The organism is Planococcus sp. A6 (assembly GCF_028823615.1).
GTDB lineage: Bacteria > Bacillota > Bacilli > Bacillales_A > Planococcaceae > Planococcus.
The window spans coordinates 1-4806 of record NZ_JAPEHT010000179.1; the positions used below are offsets into that span (position 1 = coordinate 1).

4 protein-coding genes are annotated in these 4806 nt (G+C 48.8%); 2 read left to right on the forward strand and 2 right to left on the reverse strand.

Translation table 11 applies throughout. The annotated features are described in order from the left end of the window. Positions 1-301: 301 nt before the first annotated feature. A complete protein-coding gene (locus ON064_RS17020; RefSeq protein ID WP_274625704.1) occupies positions 302-871 on the reverse strand; it encodes an NADPH-dependent FMN reductase in 570 nt (189 codons plus the stop codon). 154 nt (positions 872-1025) lie between these two features. After that, entirely contained in the window at positions 1026-2849 is a 1824-nt protein-coding gene (locus ON064_RS17025; protein WP_274625705.1) for a cation:proton antiporter, read from the reverse strand. Between the two features lie 159 nt (positions 2850-3008). Here ON064_RS17025 and ON064_RS17030 point away from each other — a divergent pair, with 159 nt between their 5' ends. Together ON064_RS17030 and ON064_RS17035 are read left to right on the forward strand one after the other, a co-directional pair. Continuing rightward, the gene (locus ON064_RS17030) at positions 3009-3191 is read left to right on the forward strand and encodes an SE1832 family protein (protein ID WP_068465777.1); all 183 of its coding nucleotides are present in this window, start codon (positions 3009-3011) and stop codon (positions 3189-3191) included. A 37-nt stretch (positions 3192-3228) separates the two neighbouring features. Beyond that, complete coding sequence (locus tag ON064_RS17035) at positions 3229-4794, forward strand: ABC-F family ATP-binding cassette domain-containing protein (RefSeq protein ID WP_121298478.1); 1566 nt, start codon at positions 3229-3231, stop codon at positions 4792-4794. Positions 4795-4806: the final 12 nt, after the last annotated feature.

Consider the following 4806-nt stretch of genomic DNA (forward strand, 5'->3'; position numbering starts at 1 on the left):
CAGCCGGACGCTTTCCGCGGGCACGGCCTCAGCCGCTTCGTCGCTGGCGCTCCTGCAGGGTCTTCGGCTCGCGCTGTTCCCGCAGGAGTCGCCGCCTTCCGCTTCACTGTCGTTTTTTTGACTACTCAATCCTAGCGAACCGGTGTATGCTGACAAAAAAAGAAGTGAGCGAACGCTTCTCCAAATACTTAGATATATCATTGATTTTTGAATTTCGAAAAGATGATCCTCTTTTAATTCATAACTGACTTAATAGACTCCTTTAACACTCCATAAAAAAACCTCCCGAGGGAGGTTTTTCTTAATGGTCGTCGATATCGAGTGTATCTTTTGAAAGATGGGTGCTCATTTCTGCATATTGCGCAAACACACGGGCAAGTTCGCGCAGGCGGTCGTGGACATCGTCATTGATGATGGCATTCGTATCATCGAAATGGCTCGTATGCGTATAGACATAGTTCGGCGTCACGAGGCAGCGGAAATAATCAAGAATCGGTTTCAGCTGATTCTCGATAACCAAGTGATGCTGATACGTACCGCCGTTCGCGACGATCGACACCGGTTTATAGCGCATCGTCCGAGGGTGCAGCATATCGAATGCATTTTTCAAGACGCCTGGAATCGAACCTTGGAAAATCGGCGAAGCGATGATATAGCCGTCCGCTTCTTCAAAACGTTGCACCATTTCACGCATGCTGTCGTTGTATTCCGCGTTCGGGCGCCCATCTACGAATTGATGCTCATATTCGCTCATGCTCAAAATGCTCAGTTCCATCTCCGGATTCGCTCGCTCGAGATAGACTTTGACCTGTTCCAATACAGCGCCGGTCTTACGCCCAAGTATTGTTCCATCCACTAATAAAATCTTCATGATCCTGAATCCTCCTTGACTACGTATAAGCGGGCAGCGGATTTCCACTGCCTTTTCCTATTGATTGATCTGGTGCAGTGCATGCTGCAGCTATTGTTTATCATAGCAAAGACGCATTCTTCTTGCGTATCGATAGGGCTTATAATGAAAGATTTCATTCTTTAGTCTGAGAATCCTTTTTGATGCGTTTTGTTTCCAAACGTTCCTGAATGCGGTCGGAATCACGCTCTGGCCCAGTGAAGCTAATGATGGTATCGCCTTGCTTCGGCTCCAGCACTTTATCGGAAGTGAAGAACTCGATGTTTCCTTGTGCCGTTTCAATGAATAACGGAATCGTATTGGCTGACCATCTCTTATTGAATTCTTCATAAGTGAAACGCTCCGTCAATTTTGTGGAACGGATGGCGTAGCCTTGCTCTTCCTTCTCATCAAGCACGTGAATGTTCCAATCTTCGGTGAAAAGGATTCGCCCGCTCAATGAAGCGTGGAAATCGGCAGGGTCCCCTTGGTGAAGAGCCGTCTGATACAAATTGATGCGTCCCATTTCCGGCACGAAGTTATTGACGACAAGCGCGTTAAACGAATCCGTCTCCGAAGCGACGAGCATTTTCTCGTAAGGCGTCAAATCTACTTCGTATTCCGTATGCTCGGAAAGGATGTTCCCGACATAAGTCTTGATGCCGATTTGGCGCGCTTTTTGCAGGCGGCCCCAGGAATCATCGACGAGCAGCACGTTTTTATCCATATCATAAAGAGCTTTCGCCATCGCAGTCGTGAACCTGCTGGCTCCGACAATGATAATTCCCGGATCTTCCGCTGAAGCGAGACCTAGTTTACGGCCGACCCACGTAATGGAAAACCCATGCGCAACTACCGTGGAAAACACGAGTGCGAAGGTTAATGCGGTTAAAAGTTCCGCGTCCTCAAACCCGGCATCCAATAAGACGCTAGCGAAATAACCGGAGACGGTCAGTGCAACAATGCCTCGAGGGGCGATCCACCCGACCAAAGCTTTTTCTTGCCAGCTCAAGTCGGTGCCGATTGTCGACAGCCAGATGGACAAGGGCCGGACGATAAATAACATGACCAATACGAATGAAATAATTGACCAATTGAAGATTTCAAACAGCACATCCATGCTGAGTGAAGCCGTGAGCATCATGAAGACGCTGGAAATCAACAAAATAGACATGGTCTCTTTAAAATGCCGCATGTCGTTGATGGAGGAGATGTTCATATTAGCCATGACCATCCCCATCGCGGTTACCGCAAGCAAGCCGGTTTCGTGCATCACGATATCCGAGATGACAAACGTCAACAACACCACGCCGAACACCATCGGCGATTTTAAAAATTCCGGAATTTGGCCGCGCTCGAACATCCAGCCCATCCCAAGTCCTGCCCCCGCACCGAGTACGGTCGCAAAAAGCGCCGCCAGGAAGAACAGCCCGAATGCAGCAGCGGTGACATCCCCTTCCGCAAACAACACGAATTGGAAGGCAAACAAAGCCAATAATGCGCCGAATGGATCGACAATAATGCCTTCCCATTTCAATAACGCAGCCGGACGAGCTTTCAGTTTAGCTTGGCGAAGCAGCGGCATGATGACGGTCGGGCCGGTCACGATGAACAAGCCGCCGATGACAAACGACACTGCCCAAGAAAGGCCGGCGACATAATGGGAAGCTAAAGTGCCTCCCGCCCATGCAAGCAAAGCACCAAATGTGACAATCCGCCACACAGGCTTATTAAAGCCGCGGATTTCTTTGAAATTCAAGTTTAAGCTGCCTTCAAACAAGATGATGGCAACGGCAAGCGATACGAGCGGCCGGAACAAATCCCCGAAACTTTCTTCCGGGGAAATCACGGCAAATATCGGGCCGATCAGCAGCCCGGCAATCGACATCAACACAATCGCTGGAAGGCGGAGACGCCAGGCGATCCATTGCGACAGAACGCCGAGGAAAATAATTAACATGATATCAAACAATAAACTGTCGATGGCATCTCACTTCCTTTTTTCATTTTTTGTTATTATATAGGAGTAATGGTGCTCAATGAAAGCGAGAAGCCGAGCGTATCCATTTAAATTTTCTCCAGTTGTGGTACAATACAGAGAAAAACTAGGGTGATTTTGTTGAACAAGCAAGAAATCGAATACGCCATCGCCGAACTGAAGAGCGATTACGTACGCCAACAGGGTGATATTGAAAAACTGGAAACAACCGGCCACACTAAAATGGTAGACAAAGCCGAAGAACGGCTTGAAAAAATGGAACAACGTCTTGCGGAACTAAACAAAAAACTCGCGGAACTTTAACCGCGGTTTTTTTTATGGAAAGTGGAGGAACATATACATGAGTTTATTAACAGTAGAAAACCTAAGCCACACATTTGGCGATCGTACCTTATTCAACGACATTTCGTTTCGTTTAGTTGAAGGGGAACACGTCGGCCTTGTCGGGGCGAACGGCGTCGGCAAATCGACATTGATGAATATTTTGACTGGCAAACAAATCCATGATGGCGGCAAAGTCGAATGGCAGCCAAAGACCCATTACGGCTATTTGGACCAGCACACGCAGCTAGCGCCAGGCCGCACCATCCGTCAAACCTTGCAGGATGCTTTCTTGCCGCTCTATGAAAAAGAAAAAGAATTGAACGATATCGCCATGCAAATGGGCGAAGCCGATCCAGAACAGCTCGAAACCTTGCTCGAGCAGATGGCCGAAGTACAAGATGCACTCGATGCCGGTGATTTTTATACATTGGACGTGAAAGTCGATGAAATCGCACGCGGGCTCGGGCTCGATGCCATTGGACTTGAACGCAATGTGGAATCCCTTTCCGGTGGACAGCGCACAAAGCTTTTATTGGCTAAGCTATTGCTGGAAAAACCAAAAGTGCTATTGCTGGATGAGCCGACCAACTACCTGGATGAAGAACATATCCAATGGCTCGTCAATTACTTGAAAAACTATCCGCATGCTTTCCTGCTCATTTCGCATGATACGGAATTCATGAGTTCAGTAACAGGCGTTATTTTCCACTTGGAATTCTCCCGTTTGAACCGTTACACTGCCTCTTACGAAAAGTTCATCGAGCTTGCGGAGTTGGCGAAAAAGCAGCATCTTGAAGCTTACGAAAAACAAGAAGACATGATCAAGAAAACCGAGACCTTTATCGCGAAAAACAAAGCACGCGCTTCGACTACCGGACGCGCAAAATCCCGCCAGAAGCAATTGGACCGCATGGACCGCATCGAAAAACCGGAAATGGCGGCCAAACCGCAATTCGCCTTCAAGGAAACGCGCAGCCCAAGCCGTTATGTCGTTGAAGCGGAAGCACTGCGCATCGGCTACGATAAGCCGCTATTGCCGCCATTGTCCTTCATGATCGAACGCGGTGAAAAAATCGCGCTCGTCGGCATGAACGGCGTCGGGAAATCGACTTTGCTCAAGACAATGCTCGGCAAAATCAAGCCACTCGATGGAGACGTCATTCGCGGTGAATATTTGACGCCTAGCTATTTCGAACAGGAAGTCAAAGCACCGACGCACCGCCCAATCGATGAGATTTGGGATGCCTATCCTTCGATGGACCAGGGTCAAGTGCGCGGCGCCCTTGCCCGCACCGGTTTGAAGAGCGAACACATCGGCCGCCCGATGAACCAATTGAGCGGTGGCGAGCAAGCGAAAGTGCGCTTGTGCAAATTGATGCTCGAAGAAAGCAATTGGCTGATCTTCGATGAACCGACAAACCACTTGGACATCGATGCGAAAGCAGAACTGAAACGTGCCATGCAAGCCTATAAAGGCACGATCGTACTCGTCAGCCACGAACCGGATTTCTACGATGGCCTTGCCACGAAAGTATGGAACGTGGAAGACTGGATCGAAGCCGGCAAGCAAACTCAAGAGTAAACCAAACCAAAA